Origin of the sequence: Nonomuraea sp. ZG12, assembly GCF_052068115.1 — a bacterium.
In the GTDB taxonomy this organism is placed as follows: Bacteria; Actinomycetota; Actinomycetes; order Streptosporangiales; family Streptosporangiaceae; genus Nonomuraea.
The window spans coordinates 131,331-153,823 of sequence record NZ_JBQHCW010000015.1; the positions used below are offsets into that span (position 1 = coordinate 131,331).

At 72.9% G+C, this 22,493-nt stretch carries 12 protein-coding genes; 3 read left to right on the forward strand and 9 right to left on the reverse strand.

Annotation, left to right across the window (positions count from 1 at the left end; all coding sequences use genetic code 11):
• Positions 1 to 3 precede the first annotated feature (3 nt).
• From ACTMTF_RS32470 to ACTMTF_RS32510, 9 genes are all read right to left on the reverse strand, one after another.
• Positions 4 to 195 carry an MbtH family protein gene (locus ACTMTF_RS32470; RefSeq protein ID WP_397014788.1) on the reverse strand — a complete coding sequence of 64 codons (192 nt, stop codon included), beginning with the start codon at positions 193 to 195 and terminating at the stop codon, positions 4 to 6.
• A gap of 1 nt (position 196) precedes the next feature.
• Positions 197 to 5,683: a type I polyketide synthase gene (locus ACTMTF_RS32475; RefSeq protein WP_441114103.1), complete on the reverse strand. Its 5,487-nt coding sequence runs from the start codon at positions 5,681 to 5,683 to the stop codon at positions 197 to 199.
• Positions 5,680 to 10,719 carry an amino acid adenylation domain-containing protein gene (locus tag ACTMTF_RS32480; protein ID WP_441114154.1) on the reverse strand — a complete coding sequence of 1,680 codons (5,040 nt, stop codon included), beginning with the start codon at positions 10,717 to 10,719 and terminating at the stop codon, positions 5,680 to 5,682. Before ACTMTF_RS32480 ends, ACTMTF_RS32475 begins: the two co-directional genes overlap by 4 nt.
• A 13-nt stretch (positions 10,720 to 10,732) precedes the next feature.
• Entirely contained in the window at positions 10,733 to 12,091 is a 1,359-nt protein-coding gene (locus tag ACTMTF_RS32485; RefSeq protein WP_441114104.1) for a thioesterase II family protein, read from the reverse strand.
• 1,311 nt (positions 12,092 to 13,402) lie between these two features.
• A complete protein-coding gene (locus tag ACTMTF_RS32490; RefSeq protein ID WP_441114105.1) occupies positions 13,403 to 14,263 on the reverse strand; it encodes an FRG domain-containing protein in 861 nt (286 codons plus the stop codon).
• Between the two features lie 93 nt (positions 14,264 to 14,356).
• Positions 14,357 to 15,595 (reverse strand): PP2C family protein-serine/threonine phosphatase, encoded by a 1,239-nt coding sequence (locus tag ACTMTF_RS32495; RefSeq protein WP_441114106.1) that lies wholly within the window; start codon positions 15,593 to 15,595, stop codon positions 14,357 to 14,359.
• Between the two features lie 286 nt (positions 15,596 to 15,881).
• Positions 15,882 to 18,125: a protein translocase subunit SecD gene (gene secD / locus ACTMTF_RS32500; RefSeq protein WP_441114107.1), complete on the reverse strand. Its 2,244-nt coding sequence runs from the start codon at positions 18,123 to 18,125 to the stop codon at positions 15,882 to 15,884.
• 40 nt (positions 18,126 to 18,165) lie between these two features.
• The gene (locus ACTMTF_RS32505; RefSeq protein ID WP_441114108.1) at positions 18,166 to 18,507 is read right to left on the reverse strand and encodes a hypothetical protein; all 342 of its coding nucleotides are present in this window, start codon (positions 18,505 to 18,507) and stop codon (positions 18,166 to 18,168) included.
• A 34-nt stretch (positions 18,508 to 18,541) separates the two neighbouring features.
• Entirely contained in the window at positions 18,542 to 20,644 is a 2,103-nt protein-coding gene (locus tag ACTMTF_RS32510; RefSeq protein WP_441114109.1) for a zinc ribbon domain-containing protein, read from the reverse strand.
• 278 nt (positions 20,645 to 20,922) lie between these two features.
• On the opposite strand from ACTMTF_RS32510, the gene ACTMTF_RS32515 reads away from it, so the two are divergent.
• From ACTMTF_RS32515 to ACTMTF_RS32525, 3 genes are all read left to right on the forward strand, one after another.
• Positions 20,923 to 21,279 carry a hypothetical protein gene (locus ACTMTF_RS32515; protein ID WP_441114110.1) on the forward strand — a complete coding sequence of 119 codons (357 nt, stop codon included), beginning with the start codon at positions 20,923 to 20,925 and terminating at the stop codon, positions 21,277 to 21,279.
• A gap of 135 nt (positions 21,280 to 21,414) precedes the next feature.
• Positions 21,415 to 21,783 (forward strand): TraR/DksA family transcriptional regulator, encoded by a 369-nt coding sequence (locus ACTMTF_RS32520; RefSeq protein WP_441114111.1) that lies wholly within the window; start codon positions 21,415 to 21,417, stop codon positions 21,781 to 21,783.
• A gap of 334 nt (positions 21,784 to 22,117) precedes the next feature.
• Positions 22,118 to 22,459: a TraR/DksA family transcriptional regulator gene (locus ACTMTF_RS32525; protein WP_441114112.1), complete on the forward strand. Its 342-nt coding sequence runs from the start codon at positions 22,118 to 22,120 to the stop codon at positions 22,457 to 22,459.
• Positions 22,460 to 22,493 lie beyond the last annotated feature (34 nt).

A 22,493-nucleotide genomic window follows, 5' to 3' on the forward strand; every position in this document is an offset into this window, starting at 1 on the left:
CCCCTACTGCCCCATGGCCTCGCGCAGGCTGCGCGGGCGCATATCTGTCCAGACCTGCTCGATGTGGTCGAGGCAGCTCTGCTTGGCCCCTTCGAAACCGGTCTCCCGCCAGCCCTGGGGCAAAGGCCGTTCGGCGAACCAGATGGAGTACTGCTCCTCGTCGTTGACCACGACCTTGTACTGGCCGTCTCGCATGTCAGCGCCTTTCCGTGCGGGGGAGCCGGGTGATCGTCGTTGCCTGCTGGGGTGCGTTCTGGCCGCGCAGCTCTTCCACGAGCGCCGCCATGCCGGCGACCGTCGGTACCTGGAAGAGGCTGCGCATCGGCAGCCGGACGCCGACCTTCTTCCTGATGAGGGCGATGAGCTGGACCGCGACGAGCGAGTTGCCGCCCAGCTCGAAGAAGTCCTGCTCGACGCTGACCTGCCGGGCGCCGAGCACCTCGCCCCACAGCCCGGCGAGGGTGGTCTCCAGGTCGTTGCGCGGTGCGACGTGGTCGGACGGCAGCGCGTCCTGGCCGCCGGCGGCGGAGGCGGCGTCGAGTTCGTCGGCCACGGTGTCCTGGGTCAGCTCGCGGACGCCCGCCACGAACTCCGGGAGCGCGGTGGCGTTGACGACCACCTGCGGGCCCAGGGGGACGGCGAGCAGGCGGCGGAAGGCCTCCGCGCCGTCCGCCGGGGGGATGCCGCGCTTGGCGCCGTCGAGGTCGAGGGCGACCCCGGCGGTGGCGGACTCCTCGTTGACCGCCGCGTCCTCGGCTCCGTGCCGGGCCCCCTCGCCGACGGTCCTGGTGACGGCCTCCTTGTCGATGCGCCTCAGGACGAAGTCGGTGATGGTCACCACCGGCTCGCCCGCGTCGTCGTACAGGGTGAGATCGGCGGCGAGGACCTCGCCGCCGCCGGTGTCGCGGTGCCTGGCGTGGCTCCACAGCCGGGCCGGGAGCGGGGCGTGCACGGTGATGCGGCCGTAGCCGAGCGGGAGGTAGCTGTGCTCGCCGGAGACGGCGATGTACGCGGTCGCCTCGTCCAGCAGGGCCGGGTGGAGGGGCAGGCGGTCCAGCTCGGCGGCGACGTCGGGGCCGGCTTCCAGGCGGGCGATCTGCTCGTTCTGGCCGAGGTGCACGGTGCGCAGGCTGTTCCAGTGCGGCCCGAAGGTGACCAGGCCGGACGCCGAGGTGAACGGGGCGGCGTCCGCCGAGCCGTACGAGCAGCGGGCCCGGACGTCGGCGAGGTCGCCGGGGTGCTCCTCGGCGGCCACCCACACCGCCGAGCCTCTGGCGTGCTGGGTGGACTCGCCTCCTGTCACGCTGACCACGTCGAAGTCCATGCCGTCGCCGCTCGGGGTGAGCAGCACCCGCAGCTCGGCGGTGGACCCGTCGGCGACCGGGAGCGGCGCGACGAAGGCGACGTCGCGCAGCTCGATCACGTGCCCTGGGGCGGGGCTGGGCACGGCGGCCTCGAAGGCGGCGCGGGCGGTCTCCAGGTAGCCGGTGCCGGGCATGACGGGCACCCCGGCGACGCGGTGCTCGTTCAGCACCCAGTGGCTCTCGGCCGAGAGGGTGGCGGCGTACCAGGGGCGGCGGCCGGCGCTCTCGTGGCGGTGGCTGAGCACCGGGTGGTCCAGGCGGGTGACCCGGTCACCGCGCTGCAGCGCGCGGAAGGCCACCGGGGCGGCGACCTCGGCCGCCATGCCGACCTCCAGCCAGGCCCCCCAGTTCACCGACACGACGCGGCCGGGCCAGGTGTGGGCGTAGGCGTCGAGGAAGTTGTTGGCGGCGCAGTAGTCGACCTGGCCGAAGCCGCCCGCGACGGCCGTCACCGAGGAGCACAGCATGACGAAGTCGAGCGGCAGCTCGCCGAACACCTCGCGCAGCGCCAGCGTGCCGGTGATCTTGGGCGCCATGACGTTCTCGGCCGTCTCGCGCTCCTTGACCTCGGCCATGCCGCCGCCGGGGACGCCCGCGGCGTGCACGAGGCCGTCGACGCGGCCGAACCGGTCCAGCGCCTCGGTCCTGGCCCGGCGCAGGGAGGCGGGGTCGGTCACGTCGGCGGCCATGACGACCACCTCGGCGCCGGCCGCCTCCATCCGGCGGATCGCGGCGACGGCCCGGCGGGTCCGCTCGGGCGTCTCGTGGAGCTCGTGCAGGGAGTCCCACTCCTCGCGGGGCGGCAGCCCGGACCGGCCGAGCAGCACCAGCCTGGCCTCGGCACGCCGGGCCAGATCCTCGGCCAGGGTGAGTCCGAGGCCGCCGAGGCCGCCGGTGATGACGTACACGCCGTGCCGGCGCAGCGGGTCGTCCTGCGGCGGGAGCGGCACCGGCTCGAAGCCGCGCACCCAGCGGCGGCCGGCGCGCAGCGCGACGGGAGAGGGCGGCACGCCCTCCTCGGGGTCGGCGTGCTCCGCGGCCAGCTCCGCCAGCACGGCGGCGGGGTCGTACGGTCCCTGCTCCAGGTCGAGGTGGCGGACGGCGAGCCAGCGGGCCTCCAGCGGGACCACGCCGGTGATGCCCGCGACGGTGGCGTGCTCGGGTCTGCGGACGTCCTGGCCGACGACACCCTGGGTGCTCGCGGTCAGCACGTCGAGCCGCACCTCGGCGTCACGCTCGGCCGAGGCCAGGGCCTGGACCAGGGCGAGGAGGCTGAAGAAGCCCACGTCCTGGGCGGCTCGCGTCTGCGGGGCGTCGCGCGCGGGGTCGCCGTCCAGCGCCCAGGCGTGGATGATCCGCTGGGGCACGCCCGTCCGGGCGATGAGCGCCTCGTAGTCGTCCCGCTCGGCCGGGCGCACGGTGATCGTGCCGTCGGGCGCGGTGCCGTACGCACTGCCCGCGACCACCGGGACGACGTCGGCGCCGGCGGCGCGCAGCCCTTCCAGCAGCGGCCGCGCCGCCGGTCCGGCGAACACCAGGCAGCGGACGCCCGCGAGCACGGCCGGCGAGGCGGGAGCGACAGGGGCCTGACGCCAGGCCGGCAGGGAGAACCACTCCTCCAGCGGCTGCGCGCCCGTGCTCGGCGGCCGGGGGAAGACGAGCTCGGGGTCGACCGGCGTGTCCACCCAGTGGTGGGCGCGCTCGTAGGGGTAGGCGGGCAGCGGGACGCGGCGGGCGGGCTCGGCCAGCGCCTCGGCGTCGATCGGGACGCCCGTCGTCCACAGGGCGCCGGCCGTCGCGTAGATGATCTCCAGGTCGGGCCTGGCGTCGGCGGGGCCGGGCAGGCTGGCCAGCGGCGCCGGGGAGGTCCGCCCCAGCTGGGCCCTGGCCAGGCCGGCGAGCTGGCGGCCTGGCCCGCACTCCACCAGCCGCCACTCGCCGTCGGCGGCGAGCGTGCTGACGCAGTCGCCGAACCTGACGGCCTCGCGCAGGTGGCGCGTCCAGTAGGCCGGGTCGGTGGCGTCCTCGGCGGTGATCCAGCCGCCGGTGACGTTCGACAGGAACGGCAGGGCGGGCGCGTGCCGGGCCGCCTGGGCGACGGCCTCGTGGAAGTCGCCGAGGATCGGGTCCATCATCGCGGAGTGGAAGGCGTGCGAGGTGCGCAGCGCGGTGTGCTGGATGTCGGTCGCGTCCAGGTGCGCGGCGTACTGGGCGATGAGCTCGGCGGGGCCGGACACGACGCAGGTGCCGGGGCCGTTGACGGTGGCGATCGACAGGCCCTCCGGGAGGGTGTCGCGCACCTCGTCGTGGTCCTGGCGGACGGCGAGCATCGCGCCGGACGGCATGCTCTGCATGAGCCGGCCGCGGGTGGCGACCAGGCGCAGCGCGTCGCGCAGCGGGAAGACGCCCGCTACGGTGGCGGCCACGTACTCGCCGATGCTGTGGCCGATCATCGCGGCCGGCTCCACTCCCCACGAGCGCCACAGGCAGGCCAGTGCCCATTCCACGGTGAACAGCGCGGGCTGGGTGAGCGCGGTCTGGCGCAGCCGCTCGTTGGCGGCGGCGCGCTCGTGCTCGGCGGGGAAGAGCAGGGTGCGCAGGTCGAGCCCGAGGTCGTCGGCCAGCGCCTCGGCGCACTCGTCCACCGCCTCGGCGAAGACCCGCTCGGTACGGTAGAGCTCGGCGCCCATGCCCGCGTACTGCGCGCCCTGGCCGGGGAACAGCCACGCCACCCGGGGCGTGCCCGCCTTGCCCTTGACCAGGCGCCGGGAGTCCGACAGCGCCGCGACCGCGTCGGCGGCGTCGGCGGCCACCACGGCGGCGCGGTGCGCGAACTGCCGCCGCCCCACGCGCAGGGTGTAGGCCACGTCGGTGAGGTCGATCTCCCGGTCGGTGAGGTGAGCGGCCAGCCTGGCCACGGCCGCGTCCAGCGCGGCGGGCGTGCGGGCGGACAGGTGCAGCAGGTGGGCGGGGCGCGGCGGCGCGGTCGGCAGCGGGGCGGGCGGCGCCTGCTCGACGACCACGTGCGCGTTGGTGCCGCCGATGCCGAAGGAGCTGACGCCGGCGCGGCGCGGGAAGCCGTCGGTGTCCCACTTGGTCAGCGTGTCGGCGACGTGGAAGGGGTTGCGGCCGAAGTCGATGCGCGGGTTCGGCCGCTCGTAGTTGAGCGACGGCGGGATCAGGCCGTTCTCCAGGGAGAGCACGGTCTTGATGAACCCGGCGATGCCGGCCGCGGGGCCCAGGTGGCCGATGTTGGTCTTGACCGAGCCGATGCCGCACCAGCCGGCCTCGTCGGTGCCGGCGCCCAGCACACTGGACAGGGCGGCGACCTCGATCGGGTCGCCCAGCGAGGTGCCGGTGCCGTGCGCTTCGACGTAGGTGACGGTGCGCGGGTCGATCTGCGCGACGCCCAGCGCCTGGGAGACCGCGGCCGCCTGCCCTTCGGCGCTCGGCGCGGAGAAGCCCACCTTGGAGGCGCCGTCGTTGTTGATGGCGTTGCCGATCACCACCGCGCGGATGTGGTCGCCGTCGGCGACGGCGTCGGACAGCCGCTTGAGCAGGACCATGCCGCCACCTCCGCCCCAGATCGTGCCGGTGGCCGAGGCGTCGAAGGCGCGGCAGTGCCCGTCCGGGGCGTAGATGCCGTCCTGGTGGTACTGGTAGCCCCATTCGGCGGGCATCTCCAGGGAGGCGCCGCCGGTCAGCGCCATGTCGCACTCGCCCGTCCGCAGCGCCTCGCAAGCGACGTGCAGGGCGACGAGCGAGGAGGAGCAGGCGGTGTGCATGGTCACGCTGGGCCCGCGCAGGTCGAGCTTGTACGACACCAGCGTGGCCAGGTAGTCGGGGTGGTTGCCGGTGTAGATGGCGAGGTTGCCGACGGAGGCGAACACCTTCTTGTTCGGGCGGATGTACATCCATTGGTACTCATCCGAGCCGATCGCGCCGTATACCCCGATCTCCCCCCGGTAGCGCCCGGGATCGTATCCGGCGTCCTCCAGGGCCGTGTTGGCGAGCTCCAGGAACATCCGCTGCTGCGGGTCACGCAGCTCCGCCTCCCGGGGCGACATACCGAAGAAGGCCGCGTCGAGCGCCCCGTAGTCGGCCGCGATGGCCGCCGCCGGGACGAACGTCGGGTCGTCGAGCAGGTAGTCGGGGACGCCGATGGCCTCCTGCTCCTGCCTGGTGTAGAACTTGACGGATTCGACGCCGTCCACCAGGTTGCGCCAGAACGCGGGCGCGTCCTCCGCTCCGGGCAGCCGGCAGGCCAGCCCCACGACCGCGATCGGCTCGACCCCAGGCTCCTCTTCGTGGTACGTCATTCGGTGCTCTCCCGTCTGGCCTGGTGAGGCCGCTGAGTTGAGGGTCGTGCCCGGCGCGCCGCGACCCGCCGCGCGGCGCGCTCCGAACCGGCCGGCCGCCGCTCGCCGTCGAGGTGTGCGGCGAGTGTCCGTACGGTCGGGAAGCGGAACAGGTCCACGATCGGCACCTCGCGCCCGAGCGAGGCGGCCAGCCGGGCCTGAACCTGAGCGGTGGCGAGCGAATGCCCGCCGATCTCGAAGAAGTTCGCGTCGGCGGAGATCCTCGGCAGGCCGAGCACCTCCCGCCAGACGCCGGCGACCAGGCGTTCCGTCCCCGTGGCCGGTTCCTGGCCCCGCCCTGCGGCGGGACGGTGAGCGGGAGCGGGCAGGCGGGCCCTGTCCACCTTTCCGTTCGGGGTGAGGGGGAGGGTGGGCAGGAGGACGACTTCGGCGGGGACGGCGTGGTCGGGGAGGCCGGCCGCGAGGTGCCGCCGCAGCTCACCCGGCTGGACGGCCGCGCTCCGCGGCACCGCGTAGGCGTGCAGCACCGCTCCCCCGGGCTGCTCGGCCACCTTGGCGGCGGCGGCCAGGACGCCCGGATGGGCCACCAGGACGGCCTCGATCTCGCCGAGCTCGACCCGGTAGCCGCGGATCTTCACCTGTCCGTCGGCCCGCCCGGCCGGCACGACGCGGCCCTCGCAGTCGTACCGGCCGAGGTCTCCGGTGCGGTAGCGGGCCGTCTCGCCGTCCGGCTCGCGGGTGAAACGCTGCCGGGTGAGGTCGTCGTCCAGGTACGCCTCCGCGAGGCGGCGGCTCCTGACCACCACCTCCCCCAGCTCGCCGACGGCCGCCGGGGCGCCGCCCGCGTTCAGGACGAGCAGCTCCGCCCCGGCCACGCCCCGGCCGACCGGCACCGGATCGCCGGTGCCCGCCGGCTCGCCGGTGATCTCGTGCACGGACTGGGCCTGGGGTGTCTCGGTGGTGCCGTAGCTGTTGACCAGGCGGGCCGCCGGCGCGACCGCCCTGAAGCGGGCCACGTCCGCGTAGGTGAGGCGGTCGCCGCCGAACAGCACCAGCCGCAGGTCCGGCAGCTCGACCCCGGCGGCGGCGATCAGCGTGGCGAGCTGCGGCGTGAGGTGGGCGACGGTGACGCGGTTCTCGCGCAGCCAGGAGGCCAGGCGGGCGGGGTCGCGGACGCGGTCCTGGCCCGGCACGCACAGCCGCGCGCCCAGCACCAGCGGGGTGAAGACGTCGCGCAGCAGCGGGTCGTGGGCCAGACCGGCGAGCAGGGCGAACCTGTCCTGCGCGGTCAGGCCGAACTCGGCGGTGTACCAGGACAGGAAGCGGGCCAGCGGGCGCTCGGCGGCGCGCACCGGCTTGGGCTCGCCGGTGGTGCCGGAGGTGAACGACAGGTACCCGCGCCCCTCCAGCGGCACATCTGGCACCGCCTGCCCGCCCTCCCGGCCTCCCGCTCCCGCCCCGTCGTACCCGACGGCACCGTCACGCGGATCGGCTTCGCCGGCGCGGGGCAGCCAGGCCAGTTCGGGGGGCACGGGGACGCCGGGGCAGGCGATCAGCGCGCGGGCTCGTACCGAGCGGGCCTGGGCCGCCAGGCGGGCCGGTGGGAGGGCGGGGTCGAGCATCGCCCAGCGGGCGCCCGCCGTCAGGACGCCGAACATCAGCGCGGGCAGCTCGCGGGCGCGGGCCGCCAGGATCGCCACCGCCTCGCCCGGCCGCACGGTCGCGGCGACGGCGGCGGCGGTCGACGCCGCGAGCTCGGCCAGCTCTGCGTAGGTCAGCTCACCGTGGGTCAGCTCACCGTGGGTCGGCTCGCCGTGGGTCGGCTCGCCGCCCGCGCCGCTGACCGCCACCGCGCCGGGGCCGTCGGCCACCTGCTTGAGCACGCGCTCGACCAGGCCGGGGCCGTCCCAGGAGGCCGGCGCGCCAGTCCCGTCGGGCAGGTTCCCCGAGCCCACCGCCGAGGTCGCGAGCGGGCGGAGGGAGGCCTGCCGTACCGGCTGCTCCGGGGCCGCGACCAGGTCGGCCAGCAGCCGGAGATAGCCGTCCAGCAGCGCCTCGACCCGCTCGGCCCGGAACAGCCGGGGGTTGTAGACGGCCTGCAGCACGTAACGCCCGTCCCGTTCCCCCACGTACAGGGTGAGGTCGAACAGCGCCCCCGGCAGCCCCGGCGGCAGTGGGCCGGCGGTGACGCCCGGCAGGTCCAGCCGGGGCAGGGCGAAGTCGTACATGTTGAACAGGACCTGGATCAACGGGTTGCGCGACAAGTCCCGGCCCGGCCCGAGCCGGTCGACCAGCCGCTCCAGCCGCACGTCGAGATGCGCCAGCGCGCCGGACAGCGCCTCCTGGCAGCGCGTCACGTGCGCGTCGAACGCCGTGCCGTCCTCGACCCGCATGCGCACCGGCAGCACGTGCACCAGGCACCCGGCCAGCGGGTCCAGCACCGGGTCACGGCGGTCGGCGACCGGGGTGCCGACGATCAGGTCGTGCTGACCGGTGAGCCGCCGCAGCACCTGCGCGTACGCGGCCAGCAGCACCGCGTACGGCGTACCGCCCAGCCGTGCGGCCAGCTCCCTGACGCCGTCGCTGACCCCGGCGTCCGCCTCGGCGGAGACGGACGCCCCCTCGAAGGTCTGCACGGGCGGGCGCGGATGGTCACGGGGCAGGTCGAGCACGGTGGGCGCGCCGTCCATCCGCGCGCTCCACCACGCGAGGTCCGCCTCGCTCTCCCGCTCGGCGAGCCAGGCCACATAGCCGCCGTACGACGCCCGCAGCGGGGTGAGGGTCTCGCGGCGGTAGGCGCGGCCGATGTCGTCGTACAGCACCTTCTGCGACCAGCCGTCGAACACCAGGTGGTGCGCGGTGACGGCCAGGACGTGCTCGTCGTCGGCGACGCGGAGCAGCCGGGCCCGCCACAGCGGCCCCGTCTCCAGGTCGAAGGGCAGCCGGGCCTCGGCCTGCAGCTGCTCGTGCACCTCATGCTCGGGCACGTCCTGCACGGGCAGCGGCACCGGTCCCGGCCGGGTGACCGCGACGACCGGCACCCCGCCGGACTGCGGCACCCGCCACCTGAGCACTTCGTGACGCCGCGCCACCTCCGCCAGCGCGTCCCGCAGCGCCGCCACGTCGAGCGGGCCCGACAGGCGCTGCGCCATCGCGATGTTGTGCGCGGGGGTGCCGGGGGCCAGCCGCTCCACGAACCACATCCGCCGCTGGATCGCCGACAGCGCGGCCGGGGCCTCGCCCGGCGGCTCGTCCCGGACGGGCGCGGCGAGTTCCGCGCGGCGGGCGATGCCGGCCACGGTCCGGCCGGTCAGCACGTCCTCGACCGCGAGGTCCTTGCCGAGCCCGGCCCGCAGCAGGGCGGTGAGCCGCATGGCGAGCAGCGAGTGACCGCCACAGGCGAAGAAGTCGGCACCGGGCCCGGGCACCCCGCTCCCGAACGCGACGGCCCACACCCGCGCGACCTCGCCCTCCAGCCCAGCGCTGGTCTCTGCCCCCGGCGCTGCGTCCTGCTCCGTCTCCGGTCGCAGAGCCGCTGAGGTGCTCGGCTCCGTTTCGGTGAGACGGTGGGCCCGCAGGGCCGCCAGGTCGGTCTTGCCCGCCACCGTCAGCGGGAGCGCCGCCAGTCGCACCACCCTGGTGGGCACCATGTACGCGGGCATGCTCTCCAGGCAGTGGGCGCGCACCTCCTCGACGCCGGGCGCGTCCCCGGGGGCCAGGTAGGCGGTGACCTCCTTCAGGCCCGTCGCGCCGGTGTCCACGTCGACCACCGCCTGGCGGATGTCCGGGTGGGCGCGCAGCACCGCCTCGATCTCGCCGATCTCCACGCGCTGCCCCTGGACCTTCACCTGCCGGTCCAGCCGCCCGATGAACCCGATGCGCCCGTCGCCGTCCAGCACGACCTGGTCCCCGGTGCGGTACAGCCGCGCGCCGGGCGCACCGTACGGGTCGGGCGCGAACCGCTCGGCGGTCAGCTCCGGCCGGTGCAGGTAGCCGCGGGCCAGCTGCGGCCCGCCGATGCACAGCTCACCGGGCGTGCCGGGCGGGCAGGGCCGGAGCAGGTCGTCGAGGATGTACGCGGTGCAGCCGGGCAGCGCGTGACCGATGGGCAAGGGCCTGTCCCAGGAGCCGTCGAGCTCGGTGCCGACGACGCACACGGTCGTCTCGGTGGGCCCGTACCAGTTGTGGAAGCGCCGGAACCCGGGCTTCGACCAGCGCGCGACCTGCTCGGGCCCCGCCGGCTCCCCCGCCGTCAGCAGGTCGCGCAGCCACGGCAGCCGGTCGGGGTCGAGCAACGGCAGCAGCGCGGGCGGGATGGTCCCCCACGTCACCTGGTGCCGCTCCAGGAAGCGCTGAAGCCGTACGGGATCCACCCGATCGCCGTCGGGGACGAACATCACCGACCCGCCACGGGAGAGCGGCGCGAACACGTCCAGCACCGACACGTCGAACCCCAGCGCGGCGAACCCGATCGACCGGCATCCGGCGTCGAGCCCGAACACCTCCCCCGCCATCGTGACGAAGGACACCGCCGAGGCGTGACTCACCACGACCCCCTTGGGCCGCCCCGTCGAGCCGGAGGTGTAGAGCACGTAGGCCGCCGCCTGCGCCGGGATCGCGGACGGCGAGCGATCGGCGGGAGGTGGCCCGTCCTCCGCCAGGGTGACCAGGTCGACGGGCAGCCCGGACAGCAGCTCCACGCCGGTGTCGTCGGCCACGACCGTGGTGATCCGCGCGTCCTCGATGATCCCGCTGAGCCGCCGTCGCGGGTGCGACGGGTCCAGCGGTACGTACGCGCCGCCGGACATGAGCACCCCCAGCACGGAGATCAGCAGCTCGGGGGTACGGCGGCCGCAGACGCCGATCCGCACCTCCGGCCCCGCACCGCACGCGCGCAGGCGGCGGGCCAGCGCCGAGGCGGCCGAGGTCAGCTCCCGGTAGGTCAGCGTCCGATCCCACTGCCGCACGGCCGGCGCGTCCGGCGTACGCCCGGCCTGGGCCAGGACGAGGTCATGCAGCAGCGGCCCGATGCTCATCCCGGTCACGTCGTCACCCGGCCTGTTCGGCGGGCATGTCGAATCTCAGCCGCACCCTGTCGTACGGCACCGCCACTGCTGCCAACGCTTCCCCCCGTGAGGTGTGCAGAGGTAGGTGTACGACCCGCCACCGGGCGAGCCGGTCCAGCCCCGGGCCGCCCTGGGCACGCCAGGGGCCAGGGTCGGCGAGGTCGGGAAAGTCGGCCAGCGCGGGATCGGCCCCTTGGCCGTCGGCCGCCATCAACGCCCGCTTCGCGGCGACGGCCCGCAGCGCCAGCCACCGCCTGTCCTGCTCGGCCGCTCCCTCGATCTGCTCCCGCTCCCCCGCGCTCAACTCCGCCCCACCGCGACCGGCCCCCTCCCCTACCGGGGTCACGGGCACGCCGTGCGACCTCCCCGGCCCGGACACGGAGGACGACGCCGCGGACGACGCCGCGGACGACGCTCCCGAGCCCGGCTCCGACGGTGACGAGGCTGCGGCGGGCGGCGTGGCGGAGTGGCCGGCGCGCATCACGGCGACGCCGATGCCGGGGTCGCGGGCCGCGGCCACCAGGGTCAGGCCGTCGGCGTGGCTGACGGTGATCGTCGTCTGGCCGTCGTGGTGACGCAGGAGCCGGCCGGGGCTCGCGGGGTCGGGGTGCTGGTCGAGCCAGAGGTGTACCTCGTCGGGCTCGGGCGGGGTGTGCCGGCCCGTCAGGTCGGCGGCGACGAGGGCGGCCAGTTCGGCGGGGCGGTCCTTGACGAAGAGGTGGCCGCCCCGCAGCGTGCGCAGGCGGAAGCCGGCCGTGGTGTGCCGGGCCCAGCCGAGCATGTCCTCGGCGCCCACTTCCCCGTCGTCGAGGCCGGTGAAGGCGACGATGGGGCAGTCGAGCGGTGGCTCGGGCGCGTACCGGTGGTTCTTGATCCAGGCGAAGTCGGCCCGGAGCACCGGCAGCAGCAGCTCGCGCAGCTCCGGGACGTGCTTGAGCTCGGGGAGGGCGCCCGATCGGCGGACGAGCTGGTCGATGAAGGCGTCGTCGGGCAGGTCGGCGGAGGCGGCCAGCGGCACCTTGCGATGCGGCGGGTGCGCGCCGCCGACGTACAGCCTGCGAGGCCCGGGCAGGCCGCGACGGCGCAGCTCGCGGACGACCTCGAAGGCCAGCCGCGCGCCCATGCTGTGGCCGTACAGCAGGTACGGCGCGTCCGTGGCGGGCGCTATCTCGTCGGCGATCTCCTGGACGGTGAAGGCCGGAGGTTCGGCGATGCGGTTCTCCCGGCCGGGAAGCTGGAGGGGGGTGACCGTGAGGTCCGGAAGATCGGTGAGGTCGGTGAGTTCGCGGAGGAGCCCGGTGTAGGCGCTGGCGCCTCCTCCGGCGTACGGCAGGCAGAACATCGTGCGGGCGGAGCGTGGGTCCGAGGGGTGGGAACCGTGCGGCGCCGCGGTCAGCTGGCCTGTGATCGCCCCGCACCTCCCCAGTAGGAGGTCACTGCCGGCCGCGCGTCCGGCCCGGACACCGGCAGCTCGATTCGTCGCTGAATACAGAGGTCGTCAATCGCCATGTTACGGCGCTCCTCGACAAATGCCTCAAAACAACATCGAAATTGATTTACTACTAACAGTCACTACATTTCGTACGATCTTACGCCGAAGCTCGACAGAGACTCTTATATCTATGTTTGGAGCCTGGAGTCAACGGCGCGATTTCGAGCGGGAACCGCAGCCCGCGAAACACAGATCAAACCTTGACGGACACTTGATCTGTCAGGCCGGCGATGATAGGCGCCACACACCCAATCTGACCGAAACTCCGATTCGGCCCCCCAGAACCCCGCCTGCGCCCGATTTATCCTACTTTATGCACTTTTCATATGATTTAGCCATTTTCACGGCACATGGGCCGCCGTGTGCAGGCGCCGGCAACACGGGCCAGGCCGACAGTCGCCGCCTTTCTCGCCCCACCGCAGCGCGAGCCCGCAGAGAAAGAACTCGCGCCGCACGCGCGAGCGCCCATTCCCGAACAACCAAGATCACTCCACCGTGACCTAAGTCACCTGGACAACGATCATTCGGCACGGCCAAAGCGGCCGCCCTGCCATCGACCGGGCTCCCAACCGCGAAAAATCGTCTTTGTCAAGAACCTATAAGGCTCGCATATATCGGCCAGGCCGATCGCACATCCAGCCCCCGCGCACCATAATCCCAGCTCGCGCCGCACCGAAACCCCCGCCGAAGGGTGGCACCCTGACACAACTCGGTCACGGCCCGGACTCCCGGAGTTAACCTGACCCTATTCGCGGCGATTCAATGCTTAAAACTTTTCGCATCCATTTTTCACTTCGTACGGACTCCGCAGTGATACGCCTTACCTTTCCGCAGCCCTCGCGAAATGGCCACCACATCAGCCGCGCACCCGAATGCGGCGACACCCCGGCCGAGGTTCTCGATCGGCCCACCCCACGATCTCGGCGAGCATCCGCCCCCGCCCGGCGAGCCGACCGACCGCCAAGGCCATGACCGAACCGGCACACGCTCCTGACGCCCTTTCCCGAAGTTTCGGCTGGGCCGTTACGACGGGCGAAAGTGTCCCCGCGAGCGAGTGAAAAGCATCGACCTCAGGCCTGACGGACCACGGCGGCACAGCCCGGCCGTCCGGAAAGCGGATACAGGCCGGCCTCACCGGGCGGCTGCCGGGGGATCCGGCGCTCAGGCGCTCATCCGGCCCTCCTGCTGACGGCGGCGGTCCTCGCCGCTCATCGACCCGCCGCCGTCGGCCTCGCTCTGGTCGGTGGTGCCGGGGGTGTAGTAGCGGCGCAGCCAGGCCGCCAGGCCGTCCAGCCCGGGGAGGAGCATCCGCTCGGTGACGCCCGCCTGGTCGAGCCGTTCCCTGATCTCCGCCTTGACCCGCGGGGGGATCGTCCATCCCCGCCACAGGCGGGGATGCTCGCCGAGCCACTCCTCCACCTGGAACGTCGGCCTGGACGTCGCCGACAGCACCGACGACTGGTTGACCACCCGCTCGTCCAGCGACGGCGGCTCGAAAAAGGCGAGGAACGGCCGGTCTGCGGTGAGCCGGTCGAAGCTCGCCAGGTCGCGGGCCGCCTCTCCCAGCATCTCGGTGGTGAACACCAGCGCCCCCTCACGCTCCAGCGGCGCGCGCAGCGCCTCGGGCAGCAACTGATGGGTACGGTCACAGTCGACCGCGAGCAGGATGCCGTCCTCATCGGGCCAGGAGGCGGTGGCGAAGTGCAGGGCCACCAGCGGTGAGAAGGTCCAGTCCAGCAGCCGGGTGGGCAGCCCGTGATGCTGGCCGAGCGCCAACCAGTCCCACACGGTCGGGCCCGGTACCGCGCGGTGGGCGTACTTGCGGAAGTTACGCACCAGGTGCGGTTCCAGCGCCGCGTAGTCACCCTCCAGCCGCGCCAGGCTGGACACGTGCGAGTAGGTGCTCCTCGCCAGGCCGCGGAAGACCAGGGTCGAGTGCGCGTGCCCCTGCCGGCGGGACCCGCTGGCCGCGCAGATGGCGTCGTCGAGCTCCCGCCACGAGGACACCTCTTCCATCCTCATCCGGCCTCCGCTGCCCCCGGCCCGGGTCCCCACACCTGCGACCGGCCGTCAGGAGTCGGCCGGCAGCCGAGGTGGGGTTCGGCCAGGAGCCCGTTAGGAGAGGCTGCCTCTCACCTGGCAGGTGCCCGTGCGCCCGTGCCATTCGGTGAGCAGGACGGTCGCGTCGTCATGCAGCCGGCCGTCATGGTGGTCCAGGACGTCCTTGATGAGCCGGCGCAGCGTCTCGGGGACGGGCAGCCGGGCGGCGCAGTGGCGCAGGATGAACTCGACGAAGCGGACCACCCCGAACTCCTCGCCCTGGTGACTGCCGGCCTCGACGATGCCGTCGGTGTACAGGAGCAGGCGGTCGCCCGGTTCGAGCTGTTCGCGGCAGACGGTGACGGGCTGGTCGAGGCCCAGGCCGAGCGGCGGCGCGGGCGGGCAGTCGAGCACGGTGGTCCACCGGCCGCCCCGGATGAGGATGGGCGGGGGGTGACCGCGGTTGACCCAGGTGAGCATGCCGGTGCGCAGGTCGAAGTCGGCCATGATGGCGGTGACGAAGCGGGCGCTCTCCCCGAACTCCCGCAGCAGCAGACCCTCGATGCCCTCGCCGTTGCTGGCCAGGTCCGCGCCGTGGCGGCGCAGGTTGCGCGAGGTGGCCAGGGCGAGGTTGGCGGCCAGCCCGGCGGCGAGGTCGTGGCCCATGGCGTCGAAGATCGCCAGATGGACGACGTCGTCCGCCAGCGCGTAGTCGAAGGCGTCGCCGCCGATCTCGTAGGCGGGCTCCAGCACGCCGGCGACCGTCACCTCGGCGTTGGAGAACGTCAGCGGCGGCATCAGATGCCAGAGCATCTCCGCCGCCACGTTCATCGGCCGCGAACGCACCAGGCGCGGATAGGCGTCACTGTAGGCGCGCTTGCTCACCACGAAGAGCGCCACCATCTCGGCCAGCGCGCGGATGACCTGCTGGTCCAGCTCGCCGAGCCCGTCGGCCGTGACGCGCAGCACGCCGAGGCGTTCGGCGCCGTTCAGCAGCGGCACCCACCAGCAGTCCTGGCCGTCCTCCCCACTTTTGCGCAGGATCCGGTTCTCCTGGAAGGCGCGGCCGCCGTACGTGGCGTCGATGCGCAGCTCGTCGGGCGGTTTGTCGTCTCCCTCGGGCACCTGGGCGTCCGCGTCGGGGAGCAGGCGCAGCCTGGTCTGCTGCAGGTCGGCGAGGTAGATCAGGCACTGCCGGATGCCGGCGTCCGGGAGGTACTGGCCCACCAGGGACGGCAGTTGCTCCAGGGTCGCCTCCCCGCCGAGGTCCAGCAGGCTGACCAGCATCCGAGGTACGCCGTGATGGTCGTTCATGGCATTGTGTGCCCCTATATCGCCTGATTCTTGCTGCCAATTATCGACACCTCATGCGCCTCAATTGTAAAAGGCCATACCAAAGGACGATAAACGGCCCAGGAAAACAGGGGTGCTTTGCCGTACATAAAGCATGAAAGCTAAAAAAATACCCTACAGGGGTCCTGACCTGGTGCCCGCCCCACGGGATGGTGACCTTGAGCCGGGCCGCGAGACATGCGGGCGTGACCTGGGCGGTCAGCCCGCAGGGGCGTGACCTGGCCGGTCACGCCCCCTCAGGAGCCGGTCACACGACGGCGCCGGAGCCCTCGCGTGGTCGCTTGGTTCGCGGCTTGACCGGCTCGGGTGGCGACTGCTTGTCGAATCTGCCGAGCACGATCGCCATCGGCCCCGCCACGAACGACGACGACAAGGTGCCGACCACGATGCCCGCCACCAGAGCGATGGCGAAGTCGCGCAGGGAATCGCCGCCGAAAACGGCCAGGGCCATCAGGATGAACAGCGCGCCCAGTCCGGTGTTGACCGTGCGCGGCATGGTCTGCAGGATCGCCCCGTTCACCGCCTCGGACAGCGGCGCCTTCCGCCGGGCCGCCCACAGCTCGCGTACCCGGTCGAACACCACCACCTTGTCGTTGACCGAGTAGCCGACGACGGTCAGCATCGCGGCGAGGAAGACGCCGTCGATCGGCTTGCCCAGCCAGGCGAACAGCCCGATCACGATGGAGACGTCCACCAGCAGCGCGATCACCGCCGCCGCGCCGAACGACCACCTGAACCGGAAGGCCAGGTAGGCGAGCTGCGCCGCCACAGCCACGGCCAGTGCGATGAGGGCGTTGCGCCGCAGTTCCTCACCGAGGCTCGGGCCGATGAACTCGTCGCGCCGCTTGGTCACCTCGCCCGCCTGGCCCTCCAGCGCCTCCTGGATCTTGGCCACCTCGGGGATGGTGAGCTCGCCGGCCCGCACGGAGACGCCGTCGCCGGACGCCTGCACCACGGCGTTGGGGAAACCGGCCTGCGCCACCGCCTGCCTGGCCGCGTCCGCCGTCACCGGCTGGGACGTGCCGAACTCCACGAGCCTGCCGCCGGTGAACTCGACGCCGAAGTTCAGCCCGCGGGCGAACAGCCCGGCGAGCGCCACGACCGCGAGGCCGCCCGCCACGGCCAGCCACAGCCTCCTGGTGGACATGAGCTGCGGGTTCCTGCGCGTCAGCCAGGTCCTGACCGAGCCGATGGAGCCGAGGCCCGACACGCGCGGCCCGATCCGGCCGATGACGGTCTGGGTGAGCACCCGGGTGATCAGCATGGCCGACACCAGCGAGGCCAGCACACCGATGCCGAGCGTCACGCCGAAGCCCTTGACCGGGCCGGAGGCCAGCCAGAACAGCAGACCGGCGGCGATCAGGGTGGTGATGTTGGAGTCGGCGATGGCACTCCAGGCGTTCTTGAACCCCCGGTCCAGCGCCGCCTTCAGGCCGCGCTCCGGTGCCTGGTGGTACTCCTCCCTGGCCCGCTCGAAGACCAGCACGTTGGCGTCGACGGCCATGCCGATCGCCAGCACGAACCCGGCCAGCCCCGGCAGCGTGAACGTCGCGCCCATCGCCACCAGCACGGCGTAGGCGATCAGGCCGTAGCAGACCAGCGCGACGGCGGCGAGCAGTCCGACGAGGCGGTAGACGGCGATGATGAACAGCGTGGTGGCGATCAGGCCCACGATGGCGGCCTTGGCGCTGGCCTCGATCGCGTCCGCGCCGAGCGTCGGGCCGACCGTGCGCTGCTCGACCAGGTCCATCGGCACCGGCAGGGCGCCGCCCTTGATCAGCACGGCCAGCTCGTTCGCCTCCTCGTGGGTGAACGAGCCGGTGATGTCGGTGCCGCCGCCGGGGATGCCGACGCGGCACTGCACGGACGGGTCGACCTGCGGCGAGGAGATGATCTCCTTGTCGAGCACGATCGCGACCCGCCGCTCCGGGTCGCCGACGGGGGCGCAGGCGGCCTCGCCGGTCATCTTCTGCCAGGCGCCCGCGTCGCGGAACTGGACGCTGACCCACCAGCCGGGCCCGCGCTGCGGGTCGCTCTCGGCCGCCGCGTCGGTGATGCCGTCGCCGCTGATGACGGGCGGGCTGAGCTTGAGCAGCTGCCCGCTCTCGTCGGGCAGCGCCGTCTTGTCGCCCTTCTCGGCCAGGCCCTCCACGGAGTGGAAGGCGAGCTGGGCGGTGCGGCCGATGACCTCGGCCGCCTGCTGGGGGTCGAGCACGCCGGGCAGTTCGACGATGATCCGCTTCTCGCCGGAGCGGACCAGCGTGGGGTCGACGACCCCGAGCGCGTCCGCCCGGCGGCGGAGTACGTCGAGGGCACGGTCGGTGGCGGCCGAGTCCGCCTTGACCGTCGGCGAGTCCTTCGTCTCGAAGACGAGCTGGGTACCGCCGCGCAGGTCCAGGCCCAGGCGCGGCTCAGTGGTGAACGCGAGGAACAACGAGGTCGCGATGACGGCGAGCGCCGCCAGCGCGCGCCACAAGGGCGCACGTGACATGGAGGCCTCCACAGGGCTCAAAAGAAAGAAAAAGGTGTCTTCAGCGCGCTGTGGAAGGTGGTGCCCGCGCGGGCGTGGCGTCCCGGTGACCCGTCACGGGGGCGCCGGTGGCGGGCCGCCGCACGACGGTGGCCCAGGCGGTCCGCGCGTGCGGGCCGCCCGACGCGAGCACGGCGGGCCCGCCGCCGATCATGTCGGGCGAGCCGGTCCGCGAATGCGCCGAGGCCGGCTGGAAGGGTGTCTGCCGGGCGCCGGGATGCTGCTCGGCGTGCCAGGTCGCCTCCTGCACCGCGACGACCTGGGCGGCGGCGTGGGCGTGCCCGGAGGCGGGCAGCATCCAGGACAGCAGCAGGAGCAGCGCGGCGGGCAGTCTGGTTCGCACAACGCCTCCCCTCTGCCACGATCGATCCGCCCGTTCAGTCACGGGCCCTCTCACCGTAGCGTCTGCGATTCTCTGTGGTTGCCTGAGGGATCAGGTGTTTCGGGCGGGCGTAGCCTTTGTGTCGGCCGCTCCCGTACTCACCAAGGGCGAGTACGGGAGCGGCTTTCAGGTGGTGGAAGCCGGTCCGGTGGTGAGAATCGCGTACAAGTCCTGTGCGGACGGCCGTTGGGCTGTTCGCCTGGGGTGCTTGGCCCGCCGGACGCTGTCCCACCGGGATCGTGGGGGCGGGCACCAGACGCCGGTCGGGCGGCTGGCTGAAGGCCTTTTCCGTGCTGGATCGCTCGGTGCTGGATCGCTCGGTGGGCCGCTGAGCGCTGGGGCGTTTGGGGGTAGGGCCGGTCTTGGTCCGGTCCTGTCGAGCCCGGTCGTGGGGGCGTGGGTGGAGGTCGGTGCGAGTGCGGCGGGCGCGCCTGGCGGCCCCGGTCGGCTTGCGAGGGCGGCGGGCGCGGGCGAGGTTGCCTTCCACGACGATACGGATGGTGCGGGTGCCGGTGCCACGGTCGGTGACGGTGTGGTGTTGGGCGAGCAGGCCGCGGGAGACGATCCGCTCGGCCGCTGCCTGGTCGCGGTCACAGGAAAGGCCACAGCGGGCGCAGTGCGCCCATTTCCAGCCGCGCTCCTTCAGCCGGTCCGGCGCGGGCGCGTGGCGCAGAGGTGAGGTACCGGTGCCACAACGCGGGCAGTATTTGCTGGTGCCTCGCGCGGGCACGGCCACGACCGCGAGCCCGGCTTTAGCGGCCAGGTGCCGGATGGCGTCGGCCACGCGTCCTCGGACTTGGCCGCACAGGGCGGCGTTGCCTTTCCGGCGGCCGCGGGTTTCGAGGGTGGCGAGGTCTTCCAGGTAGATGACCGACGCCCCCAAGGCGATGGCTTGGTCGACGGCCCAGCGGGCGGCGCTCCAAGACAGCGCGTTGTTCAGGTGCCGGATTCGCGCGCACACCCGCGTGTGCTCGCGGTCGGCCCGCTGGTGCAGCGCTGCCACCTTCTCGTGGCGGGTGGCGTCGGGAGCGAAGCCGGCCTGGAGGGTGGCGTAGTGGTCACGTTTGGCGGCCAGCGCCTCACGGTGCCCGCGTAGCCGGTGCAGTTTGGCGCTGACGGTGGTGGCGTCATAGATCAGTGGGCGGCCATCGCCCTCCACCCGGCCATTGTGCAGGCGTCCGACGGTGCCGGTAAGCAAGGTGTTGACTCCCCAGTCGAACCCGACCGCGACGGCGTGGACGGTGGCGGGGGCGTACGGCATCGCCACCGTGAACGGCAGGTCCACCCGCACCCGGCCGTCCATCACCCGCAGACTCGGACAGCGGAGTCCGGCGTCGGCCGGCACCTGCGGGGGCAGGGGGACCAGCAGCACATGCCACGCCCAGTCCCGGCGGGTGGCCGGTCGGGCACACAAGGGGAGCTGGACACGCAACCGCGCGCCGGAGGCGCCGACCCTTTCCAGGGTGACCAACTGCCGGTCAGCAGCCGCCAGTAGCACCTGGGCCGCCACCACCGGCGGACCCTCCACCTCCACTACACCAGCCTGACCGCCCAGGCCGGTCAGAGCGGCGGGCGACAGCCCGTGCTCGTCGAGGTAGGCGCGTAGCTGCCTGGTCCGGTTACGGATCAGCGCAGACGACACCCCGCTACCCGCCGCACCCGCCGTCGCGTTCAGCGCGACGCGCACCGCCGTCCACTCCGCGTCGGTACGGCGGCCGGGATCGGCGGGCCAGGTCGCGATGATCGCCGCCAGAATCGCCCGGCGATACAACGCCAACCGCAACGCCCGGGCGGCTTCCTCCTCCGCGCACCGGCGCACCCGATCGGAGACATACACCCCCTCCGGGATAGCGGCATCCCAGCCGAGACGGCGCACTGCCATCCACCCCTTCGCAGGCAGCGCCCGGCCATCCAGCCCCACTCCCGAACCCAGCCGATCCAGATGCACCCGATTCCAGTGCTCCGCCACCACCCCGGCCGCCATCCGCCGGATCACAGCCGCCAGCCAGGCCACCCGCTCGGCCAGCGCCCGCTCACCCACCATCTCACCCGAGGCTTCCAGCACGGCCCGAAACGCCCGGCATGACGCGGTGGACATCACCTCACCCATCAGCACCCACCCGACCCGTGTACGCTCATCAACCTCCGCCCGACGGGCCGGTGATAGCTTAGCGTGACGTTCCCGACACTCACAGATCATCACCGAAACACAGCCACCCGTAGCGGACATAAGGCACAGCCTTGACACTGCGTCCGGCGTGCCCACAGGAAACATTTCCGTGTCTGGGCGGAATGTGACCCTCTCCGCTCTGGGTCGGCTGTGAGTGGCGGCCGAGGCAAGTGCCCTTCGCGGGAAAGTGGGCTATGGTCGGCCTCATGGCGACCTGGGGCACTTCCCGTGACTCCGCCGCTTTCCGAGCGGTGGCGGTCCTGCTGCTGCTTGCCCTGGTCATGGCCGCTTCCGCCCCCACCTGGGCGGGCGGCGGCATCGAGCGCTCCAGCGCCGCCGGCGTGATGACGCCGGGCTCCGAGGTCTCCGCGCTGTCCACCTTGCCGTTGCAGCCGTTCAGGGGCCCTGAGCACCTGCCCCGCCTGGGGCTGCCCCGCCACGACTCCCCGCCCGCCTCCGTGCGGCCGGCCCTGGCCTGGTCCGAGGCCGGCTCGGCGAGCATCCGCGGCCCTCAGCAGCCCGGGCACCGGGCTGCGGGCTCGCGCAGTCCGCCGACCGCCTGAAGGTCCCCGTCCTTCCCCCTTGCCGCCCTCCACGAGGCTCACGCGGGCGCCGCGACGCGCCCAACGGCACCGGGGCTCATCGGCGTATCCGCCTCGCGGGCAGCGCCGGATTCCTCAGGCTGGGAGCGATGACTCATGGCTTCATTGCAGACATTCATGCAGGACTACGACCACCACCTGGCACGCCTGGAGGAGCTGCGGGAGCTGCTGGAGGAGCGGCTCACCGCGGCCCGTGACGTGCTGGCCGGGATCGCGCTGCCGAGCGCGGCGGAGCCGGCCAGGGAGCAGGTCGCCGCGATCGAGGCGGCGCTGGAGCGGATGGACCGCGGCCTGTACGGCACCTGCCGCCGGTGCAGCGCCTTCATCCCGTACGAGGTCCTGCTGCGCGCTCCACAGGAGCAGCTCTGCGCCGGCTGCCGCGGCGCGGAGCGAGCAGGAAGTACCGGACGAACAGGTAGTGCGGGACGAGCAGGTAGCGCGGAGCGAACGGGGACCGCGGCTTGATCGGTGACGACCGCGCGCCCGGCCTCACCCGCCGGGCCACGGTCGTCCTGCGCATGCCCCGGTCCTTGTCGACGGCCATCGCCACCCACTGACCATCGACCGACCATCGACGAATTCGGGCTCCGGACCCCGGCGTCCGCTCAGGCACGCGTCCTGACCGGCGGCTGATGACGGGCGGCTGGTGACGGGCGGCTGGTGACGGGCGGCGCCCGTCGAACGAGACGGCACCCGGCGTAACACCACATGCACCCGCCCCGCACGGCTCCGACGCCCTGCGGGCGATCACCTTTGGACGGCCTGTCAGCCGTGCCACGACTTCACGAAGGAAACACCCATGACTCAGCACGACGAGTTCACCATGATCAGCGACACCCAGGTCCAGGCCATCACCGAGCACCTCCGGGCGCAGCTCATCTGGCGCACCTCGCGGCTCGACGAGCTCAGGGCACTGGTGGACAGCGGCGGAACGGACGACGGGTCACGGCAGAGCGTGCTCGCCGACCTGGCCGCCACCGAGCGGATGATCACCGACATCAACAAGAGCCTGGAGCGGCTGGCGGACCGCTCCTACGGCCGATGCGTCGACTGCGACTCGTCGATCCCGTTCGAGCGGCTGAAGATCAGGCCGTTGACCCGCCACTGCATGCCCTGCCGTCAGCGGCATGAGGCTCGCTGACGGCATGCCGCGCGCCCGGTGCGGGCGCGCGGCG

Coding starts and splice junctions, on each gene's coding strand:
- ACTMTF_RS32470 (WP_397014788.1), bottom strand. CDS start 195: ATGCGAGACGGCCAGTACAAGGTCGTGGTCAACGACGAGGAGCAGTAC.
- ACTMTF_RS32475 (WP_441114103.1), bottom strand. CDS start 5,683: ATGACGTACCACGAAGAGGAGCCTGGGGTCGAGCCGATCGCGGTCGTG.
- ACTMTF_RS32480 (WP_441114154.1), bottom strand. CDS start 10,719: ATGAGCATCGGGCCGCTGCTGCATGACCTCGTCCTGGCCCAGGCCGGG.
- ACTMTF_RS32485 (WP_441114104.1), bottom strand. CDS start 12,091: ATGTTCTGCCTGCCGTACGCCGGAGGAGGCGCCAGCGCCTACACCGGG.
- ACTMTF_RS32490 (WP_441114105.1), bottom strand. CDS start 14,263: ATGAGGATGGAAGAGGTGTCCTCGTGGCGGGAGCTCGACGACGCCATC.
- ACTMTF_RS32495 (WP_441114106.1), bottom strand. CDS start 15,595: ATGAACGACCATCACGGCGTACCTCGGATGCTGGTCAGCCTGCTGGAC.
- secD (WP_441114107.1), bottom strand. CDS start 18,125: ATGTCACGTGCGCCCTTGTGGCGCGCGCTGGCGGCGCTCGCCGTCATC.
- ACTMTF_RS32510 (WP_441114109.1), bottom strand. CDS start 20,644: ATGTCCACCGCGTCATGCCGGGCGTTTCGGGCCGTGCTGGAAGCCTCG.
- ACTMTF_RS32515 (WP_441114110.1), top strand. CDS start 20,923: ATGGCGACCTGGGGCACTTCCCGTGACTCCGCCGCTTTCCGAGCGGTG.
- ACTMTF_RS32520 (WP_441114111.1), top strand. CDS start 21,415: ATGGCTTCATTGCAGACATTCATGCAGGACTACGACCACCACCTGGCA.
- ACTMTF_RS32525 (WP_441114112.1), top strand. CDS start 22,118: ATGACTCAGCACGACGAGTTCACCATGATCAGCGACACCCAGGTCCAG.